Consider the following 23,024-nt stretch of genomic DNA (forward strand, 5'->3'; position numbering starts at 1 on the left):
CCGCCATGATCACGACCGCCCGCATGCATCGCGCCAATCGCGGAAGCCATTTCCGCGCCTACGGCCTGCATGCCTCCAACCCCGCGCAGATCGACCCGTTCCTGGGCATCGACCACGCCTGGATGAGCGCGCCCACGTTCCCGCCGCATCCGCACGCCGGCTTCTCCGCGGTGACCTATCTGTTCCTCGATTCGGAGACCGGCATTGCCAACCGCGATTCGCAGGGCAACAGCACGCTGATCCAGCCGGGCGGCCTGCATTGGACGGCCGCCGGGCGCGGCGTGGTCCACGAAGAGAACCCGGCAGTGCGGGGAAGCACCGTGCACTTGCTGCAGATCTTCGTCAACCTCCCCAGCGAACGGCAGGACGCGGCGCCATTCGCGCTGACCCTGGCCCCGCAGGACGTACCGGTGGTTCAACGCCCCGGTGCACGAGTGCGTGTTCCCCTGGGCAGCTTTGGTGGCGTGCACTCCCCGCTGACGCCACCCACCGATGTCACCTTGCTCGACATCTCGTTGGAGGCAGGCGCCGAACTGGCACTGCCGCTGACTGCAGGACAGCGAGCCTTCGTCATGCCGATCTTCGGCAGCGCGGAAGTCGATGGCGAGAGCTTCAGCCTCGACAACCTCGGTGTCCCGATCCTTCCTGTTGCGAACGAAGCGATGACGCACAAGCTCGTCGCCTGGTCTGGCGCAGCCAAGGTCGCCGTGTTCATCGGCGAACCGCTCGGCCAGCCCGTGCTTTCGAACGGCCCCATGGCTTTTGCGAGCCAGAAGAGTCTGAACGCGGCAGCTGCCGCCTATCACCGTGGCGACCTGGGAACGCTTTGACAGGCCGCCACACCCCCGGGGCATGTGCCCCATTTACTTCCCAGGAGATCCCTCATGAAGGTTGAACGATTCACCGCCGACAACACCGCCTTGCTGCTGATCGACCATCAGGTCGGCACGATGCAACTGATCAAGAACATCGACACCGAGCTTGCAGCCAAGCAGTCGATCGCGCTGGCCAAGATGGCGAAGATCCTCAACATCCCGACCGTGATCACGTCCAGCCAGGAAGATCACGCCCAGGGCCCGATCCTTCCGAAGATCGCCGAGATCCTGCCCGAAGCGCACGCGGCACGGATCAAGCGTCCCGGCGTGGTCAACGCATGGGCCTATCCCGACTTCCGCAAGGCCGTGCTCGCCACCGGCCGCAAGAACCTGATCATGGCGGGCGTCACCACCGACGTGTGCCTGATCTTCCCGTCGATCGACGCCGCGCTCGAAGGCTTTGCCGTGCAGGCGGTGATGGATGCGTCGGGCTCGCCCAGCGATCTGTCCGAAGAGTTCTCCCGCCAGCGCATGCACGATGCGGGCGTGGTGCTCACCGCCACCAATACGCTGATGGCGGAAATCGCGCAGGACTGGTCCACGCCCGCCGGGCAGCAGCTGATCGGCTTGCTGTTCAGCGATGTGTTCCCGGCCCTTGGCGCCGGCATCGTTTGAGCCACGCCTGAAGACGGCCGCATCGTGCAGGAAGTGCTGATGGGTGCACTGCCGTCATGAGCAAAGCAATACCGCCGGCTCTGTGAATGAATCACACAGAAGCTGGCGGCATCCCCGAGGTTTCACCGCGATCTGAAACTTTCGAAGGCCCTCAAACCCTTGGAGTAGAACTGCGATGACTAACGAAAGCAATATCAAGGCACGCCGAACAAAGGCTCTGAACACCCCCTCGCCCCTGGGTGCGGATGCTGTTCGCGACCTCTCCGGCGAACTCAACGCATTGCTCGCCGACATCCTGGCGCTGTATCTGAAGACCAAGAATTTCCATTGGCATATGTCCGGACCGTACTTCCGCGACTACCACCTGCTGCTGGACGAGCAGGCAAACCAGATCTATGCGACGGTGGATCCCATCGCCGAGCGCGTACGCAAGCTTGGCGGCACCACCATGCGTTCCCTGGGGCACGCCAAGCGTCTGCAACGCCTGCTTGACAACGACGCCGACTACGTCACGCCGGACGACATGTTGGCCGAGCTGCGTGAAGACAACCTTCAGCTGGCTGCCTACATGCGCGCGACCCATGAACTGTGCGAAGAGCACGGTGACGTGGCGACCGCCAGCGTGCTGGAAAACTGGATCGACGAGGCCGAGAACCGAGTGTGGTTCCTGTTCGAAACCAGTCGACATGCCTGAGCCCGCTGAATTCACACAAGCCGCAAGGCACAGGGTTCGTGCCGCTCCCACGCGCGACATCCGTCGCCCATCGCATGGCTTGCCTCTGGTGGTGGCTGCCCTGGTCGGCGCCATGATGCTGGCCGGATGCTCATTCGGGAATCTCAAACCGTCGTCGGTCCTTGGCGACCCTGCCGCCCTGGCGGCAAAGGACGCGTTGAGCGGCATCACGGTTTCCGACGCCCACTGGCCGCAGCAAAAGTGGTGGGAGACATTCGGCGACGACCAGTTGAATCTGCTGGTGGAAGAAGCTCTGGCCGAAAGCCCGGGCCTGCGCGGCGCCGCCGCACGTGTCCGCCAGGCTGAAGCGCTGCAAGGTCTGGCCCAGGCACAACTGATGCCCCATGTCGACGCCAATCTGGCCAGTACACGCCAGAGGTTCAGCGAGCATGGCATCACGCCGTCCCCGGCCGCCGGCACCTGGCAGACGGTCAACCAGGGCACGCTCAACGTTGGCTACGAGCTGGATTTCTGGGGGAAGAACCGGGCTGCCGTCGAGGCGGCATTGGGTCGTCGGAAGGCGATGGAAGTCGATCGCCACGCAACCGAGCTCATGCTGTCCTCCGCCATCGTTCAGGTCTACATCGAACTGCAGCAAGGCTGCGAACAGCTCGCGATCGAACAAAGGATGCTCAGTCAGCAGGAGCAGATTCTTTCGCTCACGCGCCGGCGCTTCGAGGCCGAGCTCGACTCCCAGATCGACATCAAGCAGGCACAGGCATCCATTCCCGCCACTCGCGCCAGGATTGCCGCATTGGGTGAATCCATTGAACTGAGCCGAAACAGGCTTGCGGCTTTGCTCGGCAAAGGGCCGGACCGGGGACGCACGGTTGCGACGCCCCGGCTCCAGCGCCCCGACATGGTGACCATTCCCAGTGTCTTGCCGGCAGAGCTTCTCGGCCACCGCCCCGATGTCGTTGCCCAGCGCTGGCGCGTGGAGGCTGCGAGCCACGAGATCGAAGGTGCCAAGGCGCGCTTCTATCCGAACGTCAACCTGTCTGCTTTCGTGGGCCTCCAAAGCCTGGGATTCGCCGCATTCACGGAAAGCGGCAACCGCATCCTGGGCGTGGGGCCGGCCATCAGCCTGCCCATCTTCGAAGGCGGGCGGCTGCGCGCCAACCTGGCCTCGCAGAACGCCGCCTACGACATCGCGGTGGAAGACTACAACCAGGCATTGGTCAATGCGCTGCGCGATATCTCCGATCAGCTTTCCTCCATTCGCTGGTTGCGCGAACGAATCGATCAGCAGCAAGACGCCGTGAAGACTTCGAGCGAAGCAGCGGAGCTGGTCAACAAGCGCTACGCCGCAGGGCTGGCCACCTACATCCAGGTGCTCTCCACGCTAACGGATGCGCTTGCCCAGCAGCGCCAGCTTGTCCAGCTGCAATCGCGCGGCCTTGCTCTGCAGGCCAATCTCAGTCGCGCGCTGGGCGGTGGCTATGTACCCGATCTGCCCGGCAAGGGCATCCATGAATAAGGAGCCCGCGCAAATGAATCAAAGTGCCCGTCCCGATCAGGGGCAGCCTCCATCCAATGCGGCGGGGGAAACCGGCGAGGAAACGATGCCATCGCGGTTCAGGATGCGCGGCCGGCTGACGTGGGCAATTGCCCTGATCCTCCTCCTGGTCGCAGGGATCGCGTGGTACGGCCTGCGGCTCAACATCGAGCGCACCGAGGATGCCTACGTGGATGGCAATGTCGTGCAAGTGACTTCCCAGATCGGTGGCACAGTGACGGCCTTTGCGGCGGACAACACCGACCACGTGAAGGCGGGTACGTTGCTCGTCACGCTGAATCCCGTCGACCAGGAAGTCCGGTTCGAGCGCGCGAAGACAGAGCTGGCCAAGGCCACCCGGGTGGCAAGAACGCAGTATTCGCAGGTTCAACAGTTGCGGGCCGAAGTGGCGCAGCGGCAGAACGATGTGCTCAAGACCAGGGCCGACCTGGCACGTCGCTCCAAGCTTGCCTCCAGCGGCGCTGTCTCCCGCGAAGAGGTCAGCCACGCGGAAGATGTGCTGAAGAATGCCGAGGCCGCATTGGCTGCCGTGACCCAGTCGCTTGCACAGCGACGCGCCATGGTCGAAGGCACCAGCCTCAGAACGCATCCCGATGTGCTGACTGCCGCCACCAACTTGCGCGATGCGTACATCGCACGCACGCGCACGTCCATTCTTTCGCCCGTGGACGGCACCATCGCCAAGCGCAGCGTGCAGCTGGGCCAGCGCATCAATCCGGGTGTGGCACTGATGTCCGTGGTCCCGCTGGACGAGCTGTGGGTCAATGCCAACTTCAAGGAGTCGCAGCTCGAGCATCTTCGCATCGGACAACCTGCCGAGTTGACGGCCGACGTCTATGGCCGCAACGTGATCTACCACGGCAAGATCCTGGGCTTGGATGCCGGAACCGGCAGCGCCTTTGCACTGCTGCCTGCCCAGAACGCGACGGGGAACTGGATCAAGGTCACGCAGCGCGTGCCGATCAGGATCGCCCTGGATCCCAAGGAGGTTGCGCAAAAACCGCTGCGCATCGGGCTGTCGATGCGCGCTTCGGTGAATACGAGCGACCACGGCGGGGAAGTGATCCGCAAGAATGTCGCGCCGAACTTCGTCTACAAGACCCAGGTCTATGACCACGAATTGAGAGATGCCGACGCCGTCGTGGAGTCGGTCATTCGGGCCAACGAAGGACAGACGCTGGCCTCGGAAAAACAATGAGCCTGCCTGTGTACAGAAAACATGGCGCGCTGCTGACGACGGTGTGCCTGCTGTGCGGTCTCGAATTCCTGCAGACCGGCATGCTCGCATTTGCCTCTGTTCCGATCCGCGGCGAGATCGATGCCAGCCCCGAGGAGTACAGCCTCGTGGCCGCGCTCTACGCCTGCGTTGCGGTGGTCGTGATCGCCAAGCAGCGCTGGCTGACCGAACGGCTGGGGTGGCGCAGCTACATGATCGGCTCGATCGGCGTCTACATTGCGGGCGCGCTACTTTGCAGCATGAGCCACGACCTGAGCACATTCGCCACGGGACGGATGGTCATGGCATTGGGCGGTGCATCGTTCATGACGACGTCGCGGATCATGGTCAATCTCATTCCGCCCGGTCCGGCCCGGTTCGTCGGGATCAAGGTCTTCGCCGTGGGCCTGGCCGGCGGCACGGCCGCTGCACCGCTGATTTCGTCCATCGCAGTCACCCACGACACCTGGCAGGCGATCTTCTGGGTTCTCATTGCCGGCTCGGTGGTTGCCGCCGCGCTCTCCCTGAGGTTTCTTCCCAAGGATCCGTACCCCGAGCACGAGCGCACAACGACCAGCCCCGCGCGCGTGCTTCTCCTGGCGTTCGCATCGTTCTTCGTTCTCTACGTCCTGCAACGCTCGTACTACGACTTCTACAGCGACACCAGCATCATGTTGGTGTTCGCAGCGCTGGCTGCGTTTTCCCTCTACGCGTACTTCCACGTCGAGCACAGCCATGAGCGGCCCCTGCTGAAAATCCGGCAGCTCATGACCGCCCGGTACATGGCGGGCGTGGCCCTGTTCTCGTTCAGCTACGTGATCCTGGGCGCCAACAGCTACATCCTGCCTTTGCTCCTCCAGGCGGGCCTGGGCTACTCCTGGGAGACCATCGGCAGATTCCAGTCCATGGGGCTTGTTGCTTCATTGCTGACCTGGCTGGTGATGCTTCGGCTGCTGCCCAAATACCCGGCGCCCAAGAAGTTCTTCGTTGCGGGATTCCTGTCGCTCGCGGCCTTTGGCTGGCTGCTGTCCTCGCTCGCGCCGATTGCGGACATGTGGCGGCACATCCTTCCGGCGCTGGCCTTGAATGGATGCTTTGTCATGCTGGTACTGGCGACGACCGCGATGCAGACCTTCCGCGATGTTGGCGGCGAAGACGCGCTCTTCGCCCATGCACAGCAGGTCAAGAACATGCTGGGTCAGATTGCCATGGCGATGGGCACCAGTGTCGCAACCGTGTTCATGCAATGGAGAAGCACCGTCCAGTACGGCTCGCTGAACGTTCGGCTGACCGCTCACGACCCGATCTTTTCACAACAACTGCAACAGCTGAGCCAGTTCTTCTCGTTGTCGCACGAGCCCGGCCAAGCCTCTCAAATGGCGCTGGCCGTGCAAGCGCAGCAGATCAGCCAGCAGGCTTCGCTGATGGCGGGTATCGAATACTTCTGGATCGTGATCTGGGTCGCGGCGCTCGCGCTGGTGGTTTCCGTGGTGCAGCGGGTCTTCCGGTGAGGAAGGATTCCTTTCCTTCCGGCGGCGTCTCTTCGCAGGAGCGCCTCCCGCAGATCGTTGTTGTCGGCGCGTCCCTCGCCGGCCTCACGCTGGCGCTCGCCTGTGCAACAAGGGGCGTGCCCGTTCATGTTGTCGAGCGTTCTGCCCGGCGCGTGCACGGTGGCGACAGCCTGAGCATCGATCTTGCCGCGCTTGCAGCGACTGTGGGGCACGATCCGCGTGCGCACCCGATCCTGCCCGTCGTGCCCGCGTATCGTGATTTGACGACCTGGCCGGCGCTGTACTCCTGGCTGCATGACCGGGCTGCCGGGACATCGGGCATAACCTTCGAGGAAGGCAAGGCCGTCACATCAGTCACCGACCTTGGCGATCAGGCGCAACTCTCCTTTGCGGACGGAACGCAAAGGGTTGCCGATGCGGTCATCGGCGCGGACGGATACAACAGCATTGTTCGCCGGACGATTGCGCCGGAGGCTCCGCTTGCGCGCTATGCCGGCTACGTCGTGTGGCGGGGGCTGATCGACGAACAGACGCTGATGCGTCCCGTTCCCTGGCCGTCGAACGGCGGACTATGGATAGAGTTTGTTGACGGATATCGCTTGGTTGCCGCGGTGCTTCCCGGCCGCGACGGGTCGGTGGAAATCGGACGGCGCCAGGTCACATTCGCATGGTTCGATGTGCACCGGGAGGAGTTGCTCCGTCGCACCAACCGCCTGACGGCGGATGGCTACATCGTGGGAACGCTCGGACGCGGGACGATTGATGAAGATGTCCGCGCAGAACTGGTTGCACTCATCCCACAGCTCTGGCCGCAGACATGGGCGGAGGCGGTGGCCGTCGGGGTGCGCTCGACGGATGCACTGAGCGGTGCCCCAATCGCCGAATATCAACCGGAGCGTCTGGCACGTGGCGCACTGGCGATCGTGGGTGACGCTGCCCACGTCGTTTCACCCATGACAGGCCGCGGCTTCGCAACCGGGGTGGAGGACGCGGCGGTGCTGGCCCAAATGCTGGCAGACCGGCGCGCGGACGAACCCGTCTCCACCGCTCTGGCCCGCTACGAGTCAGCGCGATTGCCCTTCGTTCGCGGGCTGGTCGCCCATTCAAAGCGGATCAGCGCAGACTATCTTCGCTATGCAGCAGATCGGCGGTTGGCGTGAAGCCCACCGCTGAAAACCTGTTCCGTCAGCGAGGGGCATTCGGCTGATCGTCGGCTTGCAGCGCCTTCGCAAAATAGCCAACCACCAGTCGCAGCGCGTCCGCCCGTGCTGCCTCATCGGTGCCCGCGATGGGCACAACCCCGGCGCGCGTGCGGAATGCAGGCATTTCGTGGATTCGCATGTTGGGCCAGTCGAAGTCGTGATAGGCCCCTGGGTAAGCGCGCATCGTCACTTGCGTCGTTGGCGAGCGTGAATCCATCAGCGCGCGGCAAGGCGCCAGGGGTGTCCAGACGTCCTTTTCCCCAATCAGCACCAGCAATGGGATCGCGCTGCGCCACTCCGTGCCTTGTTGCGCCGTCGAGCAACTCCCTGGATAAAAGGCTGCAGCCGCGCGAAAGTCGCCGGCCGGTAGCGCTGCGGGGCGGCCGCGACTGTCGGCGCGGATCGTGTTCAGCACCGCACCACCGCCCTGCGACCAGCCGATCACACCGATGCGGTTGGGCTGGACATACGCCTGCTTCTGCAAGAACTCGAGTGCGGCGTAAGCGTCATGGGGCCTCGCGCGATTGATGCCTGGGTCGAAGTGAGCCGGTGCGCACATTTCGCCGTGGTGGCGTGGCCCGAAGCTGTCCACCATCAATACCGTGATGCCGATGTCGTTCAGGCGTGCCGCCCAGTCAAGCTCGCGCGCATTGATTGCGCCCGTGCGCCCAAGCAGGCCGCCACACCCGTGCAGGAACACGATGGCCGGCTGGCGATCCTGGCCGTTCGATTTCGCGCGAAACAGGTAGCCGTCGAGCTGTGTGGCCGAGCCGTCCAGGGAGGTGAAATGCACGAGCTGGCCAGCGGCGGCCGAGGGGGTCGTCACGCCGGTTGAGCATCCGGCGACCAGGAGCGTCACCGAGAGCGCGACGGACACGAGCAAGGATCGGGTGAAGTCAGGAAGCATGGTCATCTATGAGCACTCCTTTGAATCATCAGGCGCCAACTGGAGCATCTTGGTACCGCAACGCGTCCACTACCAATGCCAAAGCGGGTGAGGCACGGCGGCTGGCGTAGTACAGGTGGTACCCGGGGAATGTCACCGCCCAGTCATCCAGCACGGACACCAGGTGTCCAGCCGCCACGTGTTCGCGGACGAGATCGTTGGGAACCCAGGCCAGCCCGTGCCCGGCCAGCGCCGCCGCGACGATCAGTTCGCTGTTGTTGAAGGCGAGCCGCCCCGACACCTGCACATTCACGTTCTTGCCCCCGTGCCTGAACTCCCAGTTCATCAGCCCGCTGTGCGTCGGCAAACGCCGGCCGATGCAGTCGTGTTCGCCGAGATCCTGCGGCGTGCGAGGTTGCGGATGGCGCGCGAAGTAGTCGGGGCTGCCGACCACGACCGTTTGCATGTCCGGCGCCATGCGCACTGCGATCATGTCCTTGGCCACGTCGGCACCCAGGCGCACGCCGATGTCGAAGCGCTCGGCCACGATGTCGGTGAAGCGGTTGTCGCTGCTGATCTCGAGTTTGATGTCCGGATACTTCGGCAACCAGGGCTGCAGCCTTGGCCACACATGCGTCTTGACGGCATGCTCGGTCGCCGTGATGCGCACCGTGCCGGCCGGCCTGCCGCGCATCTCGCCCAGTGCGGCGAGTTCTTCTTCGATGTCCGCGAAGCGCGGCCCCACGGTCTGGTACAGCCGCTCGCCGGCCTCGGTGGGCGACACGCTGCGCGTGGTTCGGTTCAGCAGCTTCAGGTCGAGCCTGCGTTCCAGCGCCCGGACGGTCTGGCTGAGCGCGGATTGCGATACGCCCAGCTGGGCGGCTGCGCGCGTGAAGCTGCCCGCACGCACGACGGCCGCAAAGGCCGCGAGGTCGTCAAAACGCGCCATTGATTAGCCTGACTAATAACTTCATGTCGATCCAGCAGTCTAGTCATTCAATGGAGGGCTGCCTAGACTTCCTTTTTTCGCCTACGACAAGGAAGACAACCGATGAAAACGCGTCAACTGGGCCGCAGCGGCCTCACCGTTTCGGAGTTGGGATTCGGCTGCATGGGCATGAGCTTCGGCTATGGCCCGACAACCCTGAGCCGCCAGGAACAGATCGCCGTGATCCGCGCCGCCCACGATCGCGGCGTGACGCTCTTCGACACGGCCGAGGCCTATGGCCCCTACATCAATGAAGAACTGGTGGGCGAAGCCATCGCGCCATTTCGCGCCGGCATCGTCGTCGCGAGCAAGTTCGGCTTCGACATCCAGGACAACCAGATCGTCGGGCTGAACAGCCGCCCCGAACAGATCCGCAAGGTCGCCGAAGCCTCGCTGAAGCGGCTCAGGGTCGACACCATCGACCTGTTCTATCAACACCGTGTCGACCCCAACGTGCCGATCGAGGACGTCGCCGGCGCGGTGAAAGATCTCGTGAGCCAGGGCAAGGTGAAGCACTTCGGCCTGTGCGAGGCCAGCCCCACGACCATCCGCCGCGCGCATGCGGTGCAACGTGTGAGCGTCCTGCAGACCGAATACTCCCTGTGGACGCGCGACCCCGAGAACGGCATCCTGCAGACGGTGGAAGAGCTGGGCATCGGCTTCGTGCCCTGGAGCCCGCTGGGCCAGGGCTACCTGACCGGCAAACTCGGCGACGACGCCACGTTCGGTGAAGCCGACCTGCGCAGCACCTTCCCGCGTTTCGCGCCCGAAGAGCTCAAGGCCAACCGGCCTTTGCTGGCGCTGGTCTCGAAGGTGGCCGACCGCAAGGGCGCGACCTTGGCACAGATCGCCCTGGCCTGGCTGCTGGCGAAGAAGCCGTGGATCGTGCCCATCCCGGGCACGCGCAGCATCGCGCGACTGGATGAAAACCTCGGTGCCGCGAATGTCGAACTGAGCGCCGAAGACCTGCGCGAACTCGACGCCGCGCTGGTTCATGCGCCGATCCGGCAGCCGCGCCTGTCCGAGGCGCACATGAGCTTCATCGACCGGTGACCAAGACTCTTCTCATCCTGCTTGCTGCGCTTGCCGCGCAGTTGTGCGCTGCTGCTGCACCGTTGACCATTGAAGCGCAAGGCAGCTTCGCGGTCGGCGGCACTGTCATCAGCGCTCCTGATCCCTTGAAGCCGGGCGCCGAAGGGCCGACCTATCACGGTGACCATGCCTACGTGTTCTTCCAGGTGCCGGCCAGCGCTCGCCCGCTGCCTCTGGTGTTCTGGCATGGCGCCGGGCAATCCTCGAGGACCTGGGAAACCACGCCGGACGGCCGCGAGGGCTTCCAGAGCGTCTTCCTGCGCCGGCGCTTTCCGGTTTACCTGATCGATCAACCGCGCCGCGGCAAGGCCGGACGCAGCACCGTGCCGCTCACGATCACGCCGGCCCCTGACGAGCCGCAGTGGTTCAACCAGTTCCGGCTCGGCGTGTGGCCCGACTTCTTTCCCGGGGTGCAGTTCTCGCGCGACACGGAAGCGCTGAACCAGTACTTTCGCCAGATGACGCCGAACACGGGCCCGTTCGACGTCGAGGTGACGTCGAATGCAACGGCCGCCCTGTTCAAGAAAATCGGCCCGGGCGTTCTGGTCACGCACTCGCAAGCGGGCGGCCCCGGCTGGGTGACCGCGATGAAGGCGCCCGACGTGCGCGCCATCGTGGCCTATGAGCCGGGCAGCGGCTTCGTCTTTCCGCAGGACGAAGTGCCCGCGCCGATGGCGAGTTCCGGCGGCGCTTTGCTGGAGGCGGTCGGCGTACCGGTCGCCGAGTTCATGAAGCTCACGCGCATCCCGATCATCGTCTTCTACGGCGACAACATTCCCGAGAAGCCGACCGCGAACCCCAGCGAGGATTCGTGGCGCGTCAGGCTGGCAATGGCCAGGCTGTGGCGGGACGCGGTGAACCGCCGGGGCGGCGACGTCACGCTCGTGCACCTGCCGGAGCGCGGCATTCGCGGCAACACCCACTTCCCGTTCTCCGATCTGAACAGCCTCGAGATCGCAGACCTGCTCTCGGACTTCCTGAAGACGAAGCAACTGGACTAGTCCGCCGAACCATTCAAGGAGAGAACTGCAATGCAAAAGCGCAAGCTCGGAAACAGCAACCTGGAAGTCTCGGCGCTCGGACTGGGCTGCATGGGAATGAGCGCGAACTACGGCCCGCCCGCAGACAAGCAGGAGATGGTTGCCCTGATCCGCACGGCCGTGGAGCGCGGCGTCACCCTGTTCGACACGGCCGAGGTCTACGGCCCGTTCGTCAACGAAGAGCTGGTGGGCGAAGCGCTCGCGCCCTTCAAGGGCCAGGTGGCAATCGCCACCAAGTTCGGCTTCGACCTCGACCGCGAGACGGCGCAGCGCCGCGGCGGCCTCGACAGCCGGCCGGAGCACATCAAGGCGGTCGCGGAGGCCTCGCTCAAGCGCCTACGGGTCGATGCGATCGATCTTTTCTACCAGCACCGTGTCGATCCGGCCGTGCCCATCGAAGACGTGGCGGGTGCGGTCAAGGATCTGATAGCGCAAGGCAAGGTCAGGCACTTCGGCCTTTCCGAGCCCGCCGCCGCGACGATCCGCCGCGCCCATGCTGTTCAGCCCGTGACGGCGGTGCAGAGCGAATACTCCCTGTTCTACAGGGGGCCGGAGACGGAGATCCTGCCGACGCTCGAAGCGCTCGGCATCGGCTTCGTGCCCTTCAGCCCGCTGGGCGCGGGCTTCCTCACCGGCAAGATGGACGAGAACACGCGGTTCGACAGCTCCGATTTCCGATCGCGCGTTCCCCGTCTGGCACCCGATGCGTTGAAGGCCAACCTGGCGCTGGTCGATCTGCTGAGAGACGTGGCGCAACGCAAGAACGCGACCCCCGCGCAGATCGCCCTCGCGTGGCTGCTGGCGCAGCGGCCGTGGATCGTGCCAATCCCTGGCACGACCAAGCTTCATCGGCTCGACGAGAACCTGGGTGCAGCGGCGATCGCGCTCACTGCCGATGACCTGCGGGTGATCGACGATGCTGCATCGAAGCTGACAGTGCAGGGCGCGCGACTGCCCGAGGCCGTGCTGCGGATGACGGGCGGCTGAACAACGGGCCCGCTGTACTGAGCCGGTTCAGGCGTCCAGCAGCATCCCGCGCTCTTCGATGAACGCGACCACTTCGGCCAGGCCGGTGTGGGTCTTGAGGTTGGTCATCACGTAGGGGCGCTGCTTGCGCATGCGCTTGGTGTCGGCTTCCATCACGTTCAGGTCGGCGCCGACGTAGGGCGCCAGGTCGGTCTTGTTGATGACGAACAGGTCGCTCTTGGTGATGCCGGGGCCGCCCTTGCGCGGGATCTTCTCGCCGGCCGCCACGTCGATCACGTAGATCGTGAGGTCGCTCAGTTCGGGGCTGAAGGTGGCGGCCAGGTTGTCGCCGCCGGATTCGACGAACACCACGTCCGCGTCGGGAAAGTCGGCCAGCATGCGGTCGATCGCCTCGAGGTTGATCGATGCGTCTTCGCGGATCGCGGTGTGCGGGCAGCCACCGGTTTCCACGCCCATGATGCGTTCGGCCGGCAGCGCGCCGGCGACGGTCAGCAGGCGCTGGTCTTCCTTGGTGTAGATGTCGTTGGTGATGGCGATCAGGTCGTACTTGTCGCGCATCGCCTTGCAGAGCATCTCGAGCAGCGTGGTCTTGCCGGAGCCGACCGGCCCGCCGATGCCCACGCGCAGCGGCGGCAGTTTCTTGGTGCGGTTGGCGATGTGGTGCAGGGCGGAGGACATGGTGTGGTCAGCTTCGGAACAAGCGGGAATATTGGGTTTCGTGTCGGGCCGAATACACGGCAAGCATGGGCGAAAAAGCCTGGCGCTCGTCGTCGGACAGTGTGACCGCCCGATCGACCGCTGCGGGAATTTCTTCGGCCAGCCGGCCCAGCATGCGCTGACCCGCACTCTGGCCCAGCGGCACCGATTTGACGGCCGCGCCGACCATGTTCTCGGCCCAGCCGAAAGCGAAGGCCAGGCAGCCGTCGCGCAGGCTCGCCTGCGTGCGGCTCGCGGCGAAAGCGAAGGCCACGGGGTAGGTCACCGGGAGGCCATCGAAAGACGGCGCCACGTCGGCATGGTGCAGCTTGAGCCATTCGACAAAGGAGCGGCCCATCTGCTCGGTCTGGAGCAGGAATTCGGCCGATTCGCGCGTCTGCAGCACCCAGGCGTTGAGCGTGCGGATGCGCTCCGCGTCGCCGTCGCGCCAGGCCGCGATCGACTGCGCGACCACCGGCAGGTCGCCGCGCGCCAGGCTCAGGTGCAACTGATCGGCGATCCAGTCGGCGGCCTGCGCCTCGGTGGCGAGGCCGGCCCATTCGACGCCGGCCTCGAGCCCTTCGGAATACGAGAAACCGCCGATCGGCAGCGCCGGCGAGGCGAGCCAGATCAGCTGCAGCAGGCTGGCCGCGGGCAGGGCACCGGCAGGGTCAGGCATCGTCGGTCAGTGCGAATGGCTGTGGCCGTGGTGGTCATGGCCGTGATCGTGATCATGGTCGTGCGGCTGGGCATACGCGTCGGGGTGCAGCACCGGGCCGACGGGCGCCGTTGCGCCGCCGCCGTGCGCATGCCCGTGGTCATGTCCGGCGCCGTGTGCGCCATAGGCGCCGCCCTCGGGCTCGAAGGCTTCCTCGGCCTCGCGCACGATCAGGTGCATCGAGCGCAGCATCGCGGCCAGCACATGGTCGGGCTCGATCTTCAGGTGGTCGGGCTTCAGTTCGATCGGCACATGCCGGTTGCCCAGGTGATAGGCCGCACGCGTCAGGTCGAACGGCGTGCCGTGCGCGGTGCAGTGCGTGATTACCAGCACCGGCTGCGGCGCCGCGATGACGCGCACCAGCGAGCCGTCTTCGGCCACCAGCACATCACCGCCGCGCACGGCAGTGCCGCGCGCCAGGAACACGCCGATCTGGCGGCCCTGGGAATCGGTCGCGTCGAAGCGGCTTTTCTGGCGAACGTCCCAGTCGAGTTCGAGCGTGGCGGCGCGCTTGAGCAGCACGGGCGCAAGGCCGCGGCCCTGGGGCATGAGTTTGTTGGCGGTGAGCATGGCAGGCTTGATCGAGGGGTGTGCGGGGCCGATAATAATAACAATCGTTATAACTCAAGGGGCGTTGATGTCTGCTCTCAAACTCACGCAAATCGGCAACTCGGTCGGCGTCATTCTTCCCAAGGAGATGCTTTCACGCATGAAGGTGGAGAAGGGGGACACGCTGTTTGCGATCGAGTCGCCTGAAGGCTACACGCTGACGCCCTATAGCGCCGACTTCGAAACCCAGATGAGCGCCGCGCGGCGTGTGATGAAGAAGCGACGCAACGTGTTGCGTGAGCTGGCCAAGTGAGTTCTGCCAACCAGCGATGGGTCTGGCTCGATCCGGCAGTCGTTCGGGCCACGCACGATGAACAGCTTGCGGAGCACGGTGGCCCCACGGGCGTGCGCGACCCGAATCTGCTGGTTTCTGCACTCGCGCGCCCGCAACAGTTGGCGAACTATGGCGAACCCGATGTCGCAGATCTTGCCGCCGCCTATGGTTTCGGCATCGCTCGCAACCATCCTTTTGTCGATGGGAACAAGCGCACGGCGTTCGTGGCGCTGGAGTTGTTCCTCTGGCTGAACGGCCACGAATTGACGGCAACCGACGTCGAATGCGTAGTGACGGTTCTTGACCTTGCAGCCGGCAATCTGGAAGAGGCCGTGCTTGCGAACTGGATCAGGAGTCATCTGCAAGCGCGCGTGTAGACGGCACACCCGTGCTCGGCGACCTGCAGGATTGCCTTCGTCAAAACAAAAAGTACCGCTGCGTCAACGGCTGCGAGGTCGCCGGCTCGCAGGTCAGCAGGATGCCGTCGGCGTGCACCGCATAGGTTTGCGCATCGATCTCCATCTTCGGCACATGGCCGTTGTGGATCATGTGCTGCTTGCGCACGCCGCGGATGTTCTTCACCGCGCTCAGGGTCTTGGCCAGGCCATAGCGCTGGCCCACGCCTGCGGCCAGGCCGGCCTGCGAGACGAAGGTGAGCGAGCTGCGCGCCAGCGAGCCGCCATAGGCGCCGAACATCTGCCGGTAGTGCACCGGCTGCGGCGTCGGAATCGACGCATTCGGATCGCCCATGGCCGCCATCGCGATGGTGCCGCCCTTGAGGATGGTGAAGGGCTTCACGCCGAAGAAGGCCGGCTTCCACACCACCAGGTCGGCCCACTTGCCGACCTCGATGCTGCCGACCTCGTGCGCGATGCCGTGCGAGAGGGCGGGGTTGATCGTGTACTTGGCGATGTAGCGCTTGGCGCGGAAGTTGTCGTGGCGCGGGCCGTCTTCCGGCAGCTTGCCGCGCTGCGATTTCATCTTGTGAGCCGTCTGCCAGGTGCGGATGATGACCTCGCCGACACGGCCCATGGCCTGGCTGTCGCTGCTCATCATGCTGATGGCGCCCAGGTCGTGCAGGATGTCTTCGGCCGCGATCGTTTCCTTGCGGATGCGCGACTCGGCGAAGGCCAGGTCTTCGGCAATGCCGGCATCGAGGTGGTGGCACACCATCAGCATGTCGACATGCTCGTCGAGCGTGTTCACGGTGTAGGGCATCGTCGGGTTGGTGGAGGAGGGCAGGAAGTTGTCCTCTCCCACCACGCGCAGGATGTCGGGCGCATGGCCGCCGCCCGCGCCTTCGGTGTGGAACGCGCAGATCCCACGGCCCTTCACGGCGGCGATGGTGTTCTCGACAAAGCCCGATTCGTTCAGCGTGTCGGAGTGGATCGCGACCTGCGTGTCGGTCAGGTCGGCCACGTCGAGGCAGTTGCTGATCGCCGAGGGCGTGGTGCCCCAGTCTTCGTGCAGCTTGAGGCCGATCACGCCCGCATCGATCTGCTCGTGCAGCGCGGCCGGCAGGCTGGCATTGCCCTTGCCCAGAAAGCCGAGGTTCATCGGGAACGCATCGGCCGCCTGCAGCATGCGCTCGATGTGCCAGGGGCCCGGCGTGGCGGTGGTTGCGAAGGTGCCGGTGGCCGGGCCGGTGCCGCCGCCGAGCATGGTGGTGACGCCGGAAGACAGCGCCTCCTCGATCTGCTGCGGGCAGATGAAATGGATGTGGCTGTCGATGCCGCCGGCGGTGACGATGTTGCCTTCGCAGCTGATGATCTCGGTGCCCGGGCCGATCACGATGTCGACGCCCGGCTGCACGTCGGGGTTGCCGGCCTTGCCGATTGCGACGATGCGTCCGCCTTTCAGGCCGATGTCGGCCTTGACGATGCCCCAGTGGTCGAGGATCAGCGCGTTGGTCATGACCGTGTCGACCGCACCGTCGGCGCGCGTGCGCTGGCTTTGCGCCATGCCGTCGCGGATCGTCTTGCCGCCGCCGAACTTCACTTCCTCGCCATAGCCGCCGGCACGCAGGGTGTAGTCGGCCTCGACCTCGATCACGAGGTCGGTGTCGGCCAGCCGCACGCGGTCGCCCACCGTGGGCCCGAAGATCTCGGCGTAGGCACGCCGTCCGATGGTGGCCATTTACAGCTTCCCCTGGATAAGGCCGCGAAAGCCGTAGACGATGCGGTCGCCCGCGAAATCGCACAGTTCCACCGTGCGCTGCTGGCCCGGCTCGAAGCGCACCGCCGTGCCCGATGCGATGTTCAGGCGCATGCCGCGTGCCGCGTCGCGGTCGAAGCCGAGCGCGCCGTTGGTTTCGGCAAAGTGGTAGTGCGAGCCGACCTGGATCGGCCGGTCGGCCGTGTTCTGCACCACCAGCGTGACGGTGCGGCGGCCAGGGTTGAGCGTGTGCTCACCCTCGTCGGTGATCAGTTCGCCCGGGATCATCGTCAGACCACCTGCGTGAGCAGCGCGACGCCGAACAGTGCGACGGCACCGCCGGCCACGCGCGGCAGCAGCGTGCTGCGCCGGCGCAGCGTCCAGCCGATCGCGATGCCGGCCAGGTGCAGCAGCGCGGTGGCGAGCACCATGCCGGCCACCGCAGCGGCGGCACCGCTCGCGCCCGAGAGTTCGTACCCATGCGCCACGCCGTGGAACACCGCAAAGGCGCCGACCACCGCAGCCGCGACCGGCCCCGGCAGCCGCAGCCGCGTGGCCACGAGCAGGCCGATCACCAGCAGCGACGCCGCGATCATCGGCTCCACTGCCGGCACCCGCGCGCCCGCGAGGCCGAGCAGCGCGCCGGCCAGCAGCATCGCGGCAAAGCCGAGCGGCGCCCAGAACAGGTCGCGCGCGCCACGGGCCGCCAGCGCACTCCACAAGCCCACGCCGACCATCGCGGCCAAGTGGTCGAGGCCGGTGAACGGGTGCAGAAAGCCCTGCATGAAACCGGCCGAATGATGGGCTGCTCCGTCGACCCCGACGTGGGCCGACGCCGCCAGCGGCAAGGCGGCAGCAGCCGCGATCAGGGTCGCATGGGCAATTCGTCGAGCGCGCATCTTGAAACTCTCCGGAACGTGATGGGGGGTGGTTTTCATACTATGGGCTGGTGCACGGTGACGAGCTTGGTGCCGTCGGGGAAGGTGGCCTCGATCTGGATGTCCGGGATCATCTCGGCAATGCCGTCCATCACGTCGGCTCGGGTCAGCACGCTGCGCCCGGCGCTCATGAGTTCGGCCACGCTCTTGCCATCGCGCGCCCCTTCCATCACGGCGGCCGAGATCAGCGCCACCGCTTCGGGGTAGTTGAGCTTGAGGCCGCGGGCCTGGCGGCGCTCGGCCAGCAGCGCCGCCGTGAAGATCAGCAACTTGTCTTTTTCGCGCGGAGTCAGTTCCATGAGGCGGATCGGTTGGCGTTGGGAGGGGCCATTATGGGCAGCCTGACGCCTTTGCAACAGTCGTGCCGGTGGCATGAAAGCTGCACCGGAGCGGTGTGAGTTCCGTCCTGCCCCCTCCTGCCTCCGACGACGACGCGCCGCAGCGCATCGTCAAAGTCCGGCGCGACTACAACAGCTGGGTGGCGAGCGAAACGCTGGAAGACTACGCGCTGCGCTACACGCCGCAGCGCTTTCGCAAGTGGTCGGAATGGCGGGTGGCCAACACCGCCTTCGGCGCGGCGTCGTTCCTGATTCTTGAGGCGGTCGGTGCCACCCTGCTGGTGCAGTACGGCTTCGCCAACGCGTTCTGGGCCATCCTCACCACCGGCCTCATCATCTTCCTGGCCGGCTTGCCGATCAGCGTCTATGCGGCCCGCTACGGCGTCGACATGGATCTGCTCACGCGCGGCGCCGGCTTCGGCTACATCGGCTCGACCATCACCTCGCTGATCTACGCCAGCTTCACCTTCATTTTCTTCGCGCTCGAAGCGGCCGTGATGGCCTATGCGCTCGAGCTGGCGCTGGGCATTCCGCCAGTGTGGGGCTACCTGGTGTGCGCGCTGGTCGTGATTCCGCTGGTGACGCACGGCGTGTCTGCCATCAGCCGGCTGCAGTTGTGGACGCAGCCGATCTGGCTGGTGATGCTGGTCGTGCCCTTTGTGTTCGTGCTGGTGCGCGATCCCGGTGCGTTTGCCGGCATCACGCACTATGGCGGTGATAAAGGCACTGGCGGCGGTTTCAATATGCACCTGTTCGGTGCTGCCCTGACCGTCGGCATCGCACTCATCACGCAGATGGGCGAGCAGGCGGACTACCTGCGCTTCATGCCCGTGCGCACCGCCGCCACCCGCGGGCGCTGGTGGGCCGCGGTGCTGGCCGGCGGTCCGGGCTGGGTAATTCTGGGCGTGATCAAGATGCTCGGCGGCGCTCTGCTGGCCTACCTGGCGATCACGCACATGGTGCCGGTGGAGCGCGCGGTCGACCCCAACCAGATGTACCTGGCGGCCTACGAATACGTGTTTCCGAACTACGGCTGGGCGGTGGCCGCGACCGCGCTGTTCGTGGTGATCTCGCAGCTCAAGATCAACGTCACCAACGCCTATGCCGGGTCGCTGGCCTGGAGCAACTTCTTCTCGCGCGTCACCCACAGCCACCCGGGGCGCGTGGTGTGGGTGGTGTTCAACGCGCTGATCGCCTTCATGCTGATGGAGATGAACGTGTTCGAGGCGCTCGGCGACGTGCTCGGCCTCTACGCCAACATCGCCATCGCCTGGATGATGGCGGTGGTGGCCGACCTGGTCATCAACAAGCCGCTCGGCCTGTCGCCGCCCGGCATCGAGTTCAAGCGCGCGCACCTCTGGGACATCAACCCGGTCGGCGTCGGTGCGATGGCGCTGGCGTCGGGGCTGTCGATCACGGCGCACCTGGGCATGTTCGGGCCGCTGCCGCAGGCGTTCTCCGCGCTGATCGCGCTCGGCACGGCGCTCGTCGCTTCGCCGGTGCTGGCCTGGGCCACGCGTGGCAAGTACTACCTCGCGCGCGGGCCGATGCATGCGGCGCGCAGCCACGTGCTGTGGGCCCGCGTCGAGACGCCATCGGACGTGGACGCCGGCAGCTACCAGCGGCTGACGCTGCAGCGCTGCGTGATCTGCGAGCGCGAATACGAAGGCCCCGACATGGCCCATTGCCCGGCCTACCAGGGCGCGATCTGCTCGCTGTGCTGCACGCTCGACGCGCGCTGCGGCGACCTGTGCAAGCCCCAGGCGAGCCTGTCGGCGCAATGGTCTGCGGTGCTGCGCTGGCTGCTGCCCAGGCGCAGCTGGCGCTACCTCGACACCGGGCTCGGCCACTTCCTGCTGTTGATGCTGATCGTCGTGCCGCTGCTGGCGGGCGTGTTCGGCGTGCTCTACCAGCAGGAACTCCGCGGGCTCGCCGAAAGCGATGTCATCGGCGCCGGCTCGACCTCGTTGCGCGGCGGCTTCCTCAAGGCCTACATGGCGCTGCTGGTGATCGCCGGCATCGTCGCCTGGTGGCTGGTGCTGGCGCACCAGAGCCGCAAGGTGGCGCAGGAAGAATCGAACCGACAGACCCACCTGCTGGTGCGCGAGATCGCACTGCACCGCGAAACCGACCGTGCATTGCAGGCCGCCACATTGACGGCCGAGCAGGCCCGCGGCACCGCCGAGCAGGCCAAGCTCGCGGCCGACCAGGCCAACCAGGCCAAGAGCCGCTACATCAGCGCCATCAGCCACGAACTGCGCACGCCGCTCAACAGCATCCTGGGCTATGCGCAACTGATGGGCGAAGACGCTTCGGTGCCGCCGCACCGGCGCCAGGCAGTGGCCGTGATCAAGCGCGGCGGCGAGCATCTGCTGTCGCTGATCGAAGGCACGCTCGACATCGCGCACATCGAGGCCGGCAAGCTCACGCTGAACGCGCGGCCGATGGCCTTTGCCGAAGTCATGCAGGAGCTGGCCGACATGTTCGAGCTGCAGGCGGCCGAGAAGGGCCTGGCCTTCCGCTTCGAGCCGACCGGCGAACTGCCGGCGCTGGTGCGTGCCGACGAAAAGCGCGTGCGGCAGATCCTCATCAACCTGCTCGGCAACGCGATCAAGTTCACCAGCACGGGCCAGGTCACGCTGCGGCTGCGCTATGCGCGCGAGTTCGCCGCGGTCGAAATCGAGGACACCGGGCCCGGCATGCCGGCGGCCGACCTCGACATGATCTTCGAGCCCTTCGCCCGCGGTACCACGGGCGCACCGGGCGCCGGGCTCGGGCTGACCATGGCGAAGATGCTCACCGACCTGATGGGCGGCGAGATGAAGGTGCACAGCACGCCCGGCCGCGGCTCGGTGTTCCGGTTGCGGCTGTTCCTGCCGCGCGTGCACGAGGCACCGGTGCACGCCGCGCCTGCGCCGCTGCCGGTGCAGCGCGCGCGGCGCGGCTACGAAGGCGCGCGCCGTCGCCTGTTGGTGGTCGACAACGAGGAGGCTGACCGCGAACTGCTGAGCCAGGTGCTCACGCCGCTGGGCTTCGAGCTGCGCACGGCGGCCAGTGGCCACGATGCACTCGACCTGATCGCCGCCGGCTACCGGCCCGATGCGATGTTCGTGGACCTCGCGATGCCCGGCATTGACGGCTGGGAAACGATTCGCCGCGCCCAGCGCGTCGGCCTGCCGGGAACGGCGGTGGCGATCGTTTCTGCCAACGCGTTCGACAAGCGGCTCGACAACGACGTGGGCATCACGCCCGAAGACTTTTTCGTGAAGCCGGTGCGCCACACCGAGCTGCTGGACTGGCTGGAGCGCCGGCTGGCGCTGCGCTGGACGGATCGTGCCGTGGTGCCGGCCACGCCACCATCGGCCCTTGCCATGGTCCGGCCTTCCGCGGCACGGCTGCTGGCGTTGCAGGAGGCCATCGGGCTGGGTTACTTTCGCGGCGTTATGAACCAGCTCGACGACATCGACGCAGCCGAGCCCGAATGCGCCGCCTGGACGGAGGTGCAGCGCGCCCTTGCGCGGCAGTTCCAGTTCGAAAAAATCGATTGCCGGCCGCTGCGGGCCGCCGAGCGCGGCGACTCCCGCGAAGAGACATCCTTGCCCGCGGAGCCGTTGTGAGCAGCCTGGTCAGAAACATCGCAGGAAACAGCGACCTGGTGCTGATCGTCGACGACGTGCCCGACAACCTCGCCGTGCTGCACGACGCGCTCGACGAATCGGGCTACACCGTGCTGGTCGCCACCAGCGGCGAGCAGGCGTTGCAACGGGCCGCCCAGGCGCGGCCCGACATCGTGCTGCTCGACGCGATGATGCCGGGCATCGACGGCTTCGAAGTCGCGCGCCGGCTCAAGGCCGATCCGGCCACGGCGCACATCCCGATCGTTTTCATGACCGGCCTCACCGAGACCGAGCACCTGGTGGCCGCGCTGGAAGCCGGCGGGGTCGACTACGTCACCAAACCGATCAAGCCGAAAGAGGTGCTGGCACGCATGAACGTGCACCTGCAGGGCGCGCGCCAGGCGCGGCAGTCGGCGCGCCAGGCCGGCCAGGCCCGCAATGCGCTCGATGCCTTCGGCTATGCCAGCATCACGGTGCGCATGCCCGAGGGCCGTCTGATCTGGCAGACCTCGCTGGCGCGTTCGCTGCTGCAGCGCTACTGCGGCACCAGCGCGCCCGAAACACCGGCCGTTGTGCTCGACTGGCTGCGCCAGCACCTGCCGGGCACGGCCGACCAGATCGAGCCGCCGGTGCTCGCCATCGAGCAGGGCGCGAGCCGCCTCAACCTCCGGCTGCACCAGCAAACCGGCCATGACGACGACGGCGCCGAGTGGATGATCATCATGCGCGAGGTGTCCGACACCGGCGTGATCGAGGCCATGAGCCTGAGCCTCAAGCTCACGACGCGCGAAGCCGAGGTGCTGTACTGGGTGGTCAAGGGCAAGACCAACCGCGACATCGGCGAGATCCTCGGCAGCAGCCCGGCCACGGCCAAGAAGCACCTGGAGCGCGTGTACGTGAAGCTCGGCGTCGAAACCCGGACCGCCGCTGCCGGCGTGGCCATGAAACGCATCCGCGAACTGCAGCCGCAATTCGAAATCTGAGATTCACCGGACCGCCATCTGCCCCTCCTAGAATGC

23 protein-coding genes are annotated in these 23,024 nt (G+C 65.9%); 14 read left to right on the top strand and 9 right to left on the bottom strand.

From position 1 onward, the window contains the following. The first annotated feature begins 5 nt into the window (after positions 1-5). The 7 genes from QTI05_RS13260 (at position 6) to QTI05_RS13290 (ending at position 7,626) form a co-directional block, all read left to right on the top strand. Positions 6-830 (top strand): pirin family protein, encoded by an 825-nt coding sequence (locus QTI05_RS13260; protein WP_286621656.1) that lies wholly within the window; start codon positions 6-8, stop codon positions 828-830. A gap of 54 nt (positions 831-884) precedes the next feature. Then, on the top strand, positions 885-1,490 hold the full coding sequence (locus tag QTI05_RS13265; protein WP_286539181.1) for an isochorismatase family protein: 606 nt from the start codon (positions 885-887) through the stop codon (positions 1,488-1,490). A gap of 175 nt (positions 1,491-1,665) precedes the next feature. Continuing rightward, positions 1,666-2,184, top strand: a complete 519-nt coding sequence (locus tag QTI05_RS13270; RefSeq protein WP_286621658.1) for a Dps family protein — start codon at positions 1,666-1,668, stop codon at positions 2,182-2,184. Further along, the gene (locus tag QTI05_RS13275; protein WP_286621660.1) at positions 2,177-3,700 is read left to right on the top strand and encodes an efflux transporter outer membrane subunit; all 1,524 of its coding nucleotides are present in this window, start codon (positions 2,177-2,179) and stop codon (positions 3,698-3,700) included. The genes QTI05_RS13270 and QTI05_RS13275 overlap by 8 nt, the downstream gene beginning before the upstream one ends. 13 nt (positions 3,701-3,713) lie before the next feature. After that, the gene (locus QTI05_RS13280) at positions 3,714-4,937 is read left to right on the top strand and encodes an HlyD family secretion protein (protein WP_286621663.1); all 1,224 of its coding nucleotides are present in this window, start codon (positions 3,714-3,716) and stop codon (positions 4,935-4,937) included. Next, entirely contained in the window at positions 4,934-6,466 is a 1,533-nt protein-coding gene (locus tag QTI05_RS13285) for an MFS transporter (RefSeq protein WP_286621665.1), read from the top strand. The genes QTI05_RS13280 and QTI05_RS13285 overlap by 4 nt, the downstream gene beginning before the upstream one ends. Next, positions 6,463-7,626, top strand: a complete 1,164-nt coding sequence (locus QTI05_RS13290; protein WP_286539172.1) for an FAD-dependent monooxygenase — start codon at positions 6,463-6,465, stop codon at positions 7,624-7,626. Before QTI05_RS13285 ends, QTI05_RS13290 begins: the two co-directional genes overlap by 4 nt. A gap of 25 nt (positions 7,627-7,651) precedes the next feature. Here QTI05_RS13290 and QTI05_RS13295 read toward each other — a convergent pair whose 3' ends face one another. Together QTI05_RS13295 and QTI05_RS13300 are read right to left on the bottom strand one after the other, a co-directional pair. After that, positions 7,652-8,581, bottom strand: coding sequence for a dienelactone hydrolase family protein (locus tag QTI05_RS13295; RefSeq protein WP_286621668.1), 930 nt, complete (start codon positions 8,579-8,581; stop codon positions 7,652-7,654). Between the two features lie 22 nt (positions 8,582-8,603). Next, positions 8,604-9,503 (bottom strand): LysR family transcriptional regulator, encoded by a 900-nt coding sequence (locus QTI05_RS13300; protein WP_286621669.1) that lies wholly within the window; start codon positions 9,501-9,503, stop codon positions 8,604-8,606. Between the two features lie 102 nt (positions 9,504-9,605). Between QTI05_RS13300 and QTI05_RS13305 the strand changes: the two genes are divergently transcribed. Genes QTI05_RS13305 through QTI05_RS13315 form a run of 3 tightly spaced genes read left to right on the top strand, consistent with a single transcriptional unit; the run spans position 9,606 to position 12,661 of the window. After that, positions 9,606-10,595 carry an aldo/keto reductase gene (locus QTI05_RS13305; protein WP_286621671.1) on the top strand — a complete coding sequence of 330 codons (990 nt, stop codon included), beginning with the start codon at positions 9,606-9,608 and terminating at the stop codon, positions 10,593-10,595. Further along, positions 10,592-11,635 carry an alpha/beta hydrolase gene (locus QTI05_RS13310; protein ID WP_286621673.1) on the top strand — a complete coding sequence of 348 codons (1,044 nt, stop codon included), beginning with the start codon at positions 10,592-10,594 and terminating at the stop codon, positions 11,633-11,635. The genes QTI05_RS13305 and QTI05_RS13310 overlap by 4 nt, the downstream gene beginning before the upstream one ends. A gap of 30 nt (positions 11,636-11,665) precedes the next feature. Next, positions 11,666-12,661 (top strand): aldo/keto reductase, encoded by a 996-nt coding sequence (locus QTI05_RS13315; RefSeq protein WP_286621675.1) that lies wholly within the window; start codon positions 11,666-11,668, stop codon positions 12,659-12,661. 27 nt (positions 12,662-12,688) lie between these two features. On the opposite strand, the gene ureG is transcribed toward QTI05_RS13315, so the two are convergent. From ureG to ureE, 3 genes are read right to left on the bottom strand one after another with little or no spacing between them, the layout of a single operon-like run. Next, positions 12,689-13,339 carry an urease accessory protein UreG gene (ureG, locus tag QTI05_RS13320; protein WP_286539163.1) on the bottom strand — a complete coding sequence of 217 codons (651 nt, stop codon included), beginning with the start codon at positions 13,337-13,339 and terminating at the stop codon, positions 12,689-12,691. A 7-nt stretch (positions 13,340-13,346) separates the two neighbouring features. Next, positions 13,347-14,036: an urease accessory protein UreF gene (locus QTI05_RS13325; protein WP_286621677.1), complete on the bottom strand. Its 690-nt coding sequence runs from the start codon at positions 14,034-14,036 to the stop codon at positions 13,347-13,349. 6 nt (positions 14,037-14,042) lie between these two features. After that, entirely contained in the window at positions 14,043-14,645 is a 603-nt protein-coding gene (gene ureE, locus QTI05_RS13330) for an urease accessory protein UreE (protein ID WP_286621680.1), read from the bottom strand. A 67-nt stretch (positions 14,646-14,712) separates the two neighbouring features. Here ureE and QTI05_RS13335 point away from each other — a divergent pair, with 67 nt between their 5' ends. Continuing rightward, complete coding sequence (locus QTI05_RS13335) at positions 14,713-14,937, top strand: AbrB/MazE/SpoVT family DNA-binding domain-containing protein (protein WP_286621682.1); 225 nt, start codon at positions 14,713-14,715, stop codon at positions 14,935-14,937. Then, positions 14,934-15,335 (top strand): type II toxin-antitoxin system death-on-curing family toxin, encoded by a 402-nt coding sequence (locus QTI05_RS13340; protein WP_286621704.1) that lies wholly within the window; start codon positions 14,934-14,936, stop codon positions 15,333-15,335. Before QTI05_RS13335 ends, QTI05_RS13340 begins: the two co-directional genes overlap by 4 nt. 40 nt (positions 15,336-15,375) lie before the next feature. Here QTI05_RS13340 and ureC read toward each other — a convergent pair whose 3' ends face one another. Genes ureC through QTI05_RS13360 form a run of 4 tightly spaced genes read right to left on the bottom strand, consistent with a single transcriptional unit; the run spans position 15,376 to position 18,349 of the window. Continuing rightward, on the bottom strand, positions 15,376-17,094 hold the full coding sequence (ureC, locus tag QTI05_RS13345; RefSeq protein ID WP_286621705.1) for an urease subunit alpha: 1,719 nt from the start codon (positions 17,092-17,094) through the stop codon (positions 15,376-15,378). Continuing rightward, entirely contained in the window at positions 17,095-17,400 is a 306-nt protein-coding gene (locus QTI05_RS13350; RefSeq protein ID WP_286539158.1) for an urease subunit beta, read from the bottom strand. A gap of 2 nt (positions 17,401-17,402) precedes the next feature. Then, a complete protein-coding gene (locus QTI05_RS13355) occupies positions 17,403-18,011 on the bottom strand; it encodes a HupE/UreJ family protein (protein WP_286621708.1) in 609 nt (202 codons plus the stop codon). A gap of 35 nt (positions 18,012-18,046) precedes the next feature. After that, on the bottom strand, positions 18,047-18,349 hold the full coding sequence (locus tag QTI05_RS13360; RefSeq protein ID WP_286539156.1) for an urease subunit gamma: 303 nt from the start codon (positions 18,347-18,349) through the stop codon (positions 18,047-18,049). A gap of 95 nt (positions 18,350-18,444) precedes the next feature. Between QTI05_RS13360 and QTI05_RS13365 the strand changes: the two genes are divergently transcribed. Together QTI05_RS13365 and QTI05_RS13370 are read left to right on the top strand one after the other, a co-directional pair. After that, the gene (locus QTI05_RS13365; RefSeq protein WP_286621710.1) at positions 18,445-22,005 is read left to right on the top strand and encodes a hybrid sensor histidine kinase/response regulator; all 3,561 of its coding nucleotides are present in this window, start codon (positions 18,445-18,447) and stop codon (positions 22,003-22,005) included. After that, on the top strand, positions 22,002-22,988 hold the full coding sequence (locus QTI05_RS13370) for a response regulator transcription factor (protein WP_286621711.1): 987 nt from the start codon (positions 22,002-22,004) through the stop codon (positions 22,986-22,988). Before QTI05_RS13365 ends, QTI05_RS13370 begins: the two co-directional genes overlap by 4 nt. The last annotated feature ends 36 nt before the right edge of the window (positions 22,989-23,024 follow it).

It is taken from the genome of Variovorax fucosicus, assembly GCF_030316825.1.
In the GTDB taxonomy this organism is placed as follows: domain Bacteria; phylum Pseudomonadota; class Gammaproteobacteria; order Burkholderiales; family Burkholderiaceae_C; genus Variovorax; species Variovorax fucosicus.

Coding starts and splice junctions, on each gene's coding strand:
- QTI05_RS13260 (WP_286621656.1), top strand. CDS start 6: ATGATCACGACCGCCCGCATGCATCGCGCCAATCGCGGAAGCCATTTC.
- QTI05_RS13265 (WP_286539181.1), top strand. CDS start 885: ATGAAGGTTGAACGATTCACCGCCGACAACACCGCCTTGCTGCTGATC.
- QTI05_RS13270 (WP_286621658.1), top strand. CDS start 1,666: ATGACTAACGAAAGCAATATCAAGGCACGCCGAACAAAGGCTCTGAAC.
- QTI05_RS13275 (WP_286621660.1), top strand. CDS start 2,177: ATGCCTGAGCCCGCTGAATTCACACAAGCCGCAAGGCACAGGGTTCGT.
- QTI05_RS13280 (WP_286621663.1), top strand. CDS start 3,714: ATGAATCAAAGTGCCCGTCCCGATCAGGGGCAGCCTCCATCCAATGCG.
- QTI05_RS13285 (WP_286621665.1), top strand. CDS start 4,934: ATGAGCCTGCCTGTGTACAGAAAACATGGCGCGCTGCTGACGACGGTG.
- QTI05_RS13295 (WP_286621668.1), bottom strand. CDS start 8,581: ATGACCATGCTTCCTGACTTCACCCGATCCTTGCTCGTGTCCGTCGCG.
- QTI05_RS13300 (WP_286621669.1), bottom strand. CDS start 9,503: ATGGCGCGTTTTGACGACCTCGCGGCCTTTGCGGCCGTCGTGCGTGCG.
- QTI05_RS13305 (WP_286621671.1), top strand. CDS start 9,606: ATGAAAACGCGTCAACTGGGCCGCAGCGGCCTCACCGTTTCGGAGTTG.
- QTI05_RS13315 (WP_286621675.1), top strand. CDS start 11,666: ATGCAAAAGCGCAAGCTCGGAAACAGCAACCTGGAAGTCTCGGCGCTC.
- ureG (WP_286539163.1), bottom strand. CDS start 13,339: ATGTCCTCCGCCCTGCACCACATCGCCAACCGCACCAAGAAACTGCCG.
- QTI05_RS13325 (WP_286621677.1), bottom strand. CDS start 14,036: ATGCCTGACCCTGCCGGTGCCCTGCCCGCGGCCAGCCTGCTGCAGCTG.
- ureE (WP_286621680.1), bottom strand. CDS start 14,645: ATGCTCACCGCCAACAAACTCATGCCCCAGGGCCGCGGCCTTGCGCCC.
- QTI05_RS13335 (WP_286621682.1), top strand. CDS start 14,713: ATGTCTGCTCTCAAACTCACGCAAATCGGCAACTCGGTCGGCGTCATT.
- ureC (WP_286621705.1), bottom strand. CDS start 17,094: ATGGCCACCATCGGACGGCGTGCCTACGCCGAGATCTTCGGGCCCACG.
- QTI05_RS13350 (WP_286539158.1), bottom strand. CDS start 17,400: ATGATCCCGGGCGAACTGATCACCGACGAGGGTGAGCACACGCTCAAC.
- QTI05_RS13355 (WP_286621708.1), bottom strand. CDS start 18,011: ATGCGCGCTCGACGAATTGCCCATGCGACCCTGATCGCGGCTGCTGCC.
- QTI05_RS13360 (WP_286539156.1), bottom strand. CDS start 18,349: ATGGAACTGACTCCGCGCGAAAAAGACAAGTTGCTGATCTTCACGGCG.